The sequence below is a fragment of the Streptomyces sp. BRA346 genome (genome assembly GCF_052851135.1).
Genome location: NZ_JAIWIH010000157.1, coordinates 1 through 1,735, shown reverse-complemented (window position 1 = coordinate 1,735; position 1,735 = coordinate 1). Strand labels below are relative to the sequence as shown.

At 72.7% G+C, this 1,735-nt stretch carries 1 protein-coding gene; it reads right to left on the bottom strand.

Annotated features, from left to right (window positions below; all coding sequences use genetic code 11):
• On the bottom strand, positions 1-1,735 hold a 1,735-nt coding region (locus tag LCH29_RS43885), incomplete at both ends, for a type I polyketide synthase (protein WP_446467276.1).

Genomic DNA, 1,735 nt, shown 5'->3' with positions numbered 1-1,735 from the left:
CGTCGGGTAGTCGAACACCAACGTCGCAGGAAGCCGCAGCTCACTCGCCGCACCCAACGCGTTCCGCAGCTCCACCGCCGTCAGCGAATCGAAACCCAGTTCACGGAAGGAACGACCGGGCTCGACCGTCTCCGGACCGGCGTATCCGAGCACCGCCACGACGTTCGAGCGGACCAGGTCGAGCAGCAGGTCGAGCTGTTCGGCCTCACCGAGCCCCGCCAGCCGCTGCGCCAGCGCACCCGACGCGGCCGCACCCTCCGCCGTACGCCGCCCCGGCGCCCGTACCAGCCCGCGGAACAGCGACGGCAGCGTGCCACTGCCCGCCTGCGCGCGGAGCGCGGCCATGTCCAGCGACATCGGTACGAGCAGCGGTTCGCCGAAGCGACCCGCGGCGTCGAACAGCTCCAGCCCCTCGCCGGCCGACAGCGCGGCGACACCGCCCCGGCTCATCCGGGACACATCGGCATCGTCCAAGGCACCGGTCATCGCACTGGAGTCCGCCCACAGCCCCCACGCCAGGGACGTACCGGCCAGACCCCGCGCCGTACGCTGCTGCGCCAACGCGTCCAGGAAGGCATTGGCGGCGGCGTAGTTGCCCTGACCGGCGTTACCGAAGACACCAGCAGCCGACGAGAACACCACGAACGCCGACAGGTCCAGGTCAGCGGTCAGCTCATGCAGATTCCAGGCCGCATCGACCTTCGGACGCAGTACGGCGGCCAGCCGCTCAGCGGTCAGCGAGCCGATCACACCGTCGTCCAGCACACCCGCCGTGTGCACCACACCCGTCAGCGGATGCTCAGCCGGAACCGCCGCCAACACCTCGACCAGCGCACCCCGGTCCGCCACATCGCACGCGGCCCACCACACCTCGGCACCCAACGCGCCCAGCTCGGCACCCAGCTCGGCCGCACCGGGAGCCTCCGCCCCACGACGGCTCACCAGCAGCAGTTGCCGTACGCCACGCTCCGCCACCAAGTGACGGGCCACCAGCCCGCCCAGCGTGCCACTCGCCCCGGTCACCAACACCGTGCCCTCGGCACCAAAGTCCGACGCCTGCTCGGCGTCCGCCACGGCCCGCGCCAGACGCGGCACCCGCACCGCCCCGCCCCGCAGCGCAAGCTGCGCCTCGCCCGAGGCGAGCGCGGCGGACAGCGCACGGAAGGACGTGTCCTGGCCGTCGACGTCGACGAGCACGAAGCGATCCGGGTTCTCCGCCTGCGCCGAGCGCAGCAGACCCCACACGGCGGCCTGCGCCAGGTCGGTCACCGTCTCGTCCGCCCCGGCGGCTACGGCGCCCGAGGTGAGGACGACCAGCCGCGCATCCGCGAACCGCTCGTCGCCCAGCCACGCCTGGACCAGCGCCAGAACGTCGGCCGTGGCCCGGTGTGTCGCCTCGGCGACGTCCTTGCCACTGCCCACGGTGGGCGACACGAAGACAAGTTCCGGCGCCCCGGTGGCGACCGCCTGGGTCAGCTCCGTCAGATCCGCGTACGTGGCGATGTCGGCACCGACCGCCCCGAGCCCAAGGTCTCCCGAGCCGAGCACAGCCCAGCGGGCGGTCGGTACGGGAGCGGAGGACACGGTGGCGGGCAGGCCGACCCAGTCCAGGCGGTACAGCGAGTCCTGGCGGCCACCCCGCGCACCGCTGATCTGCTCGGCCGACACGGGCCGCAGCACCAGCGAGTCCACCGACAGCACGGCACGACCCGCACCATCAGCCACCGCCAGCGAC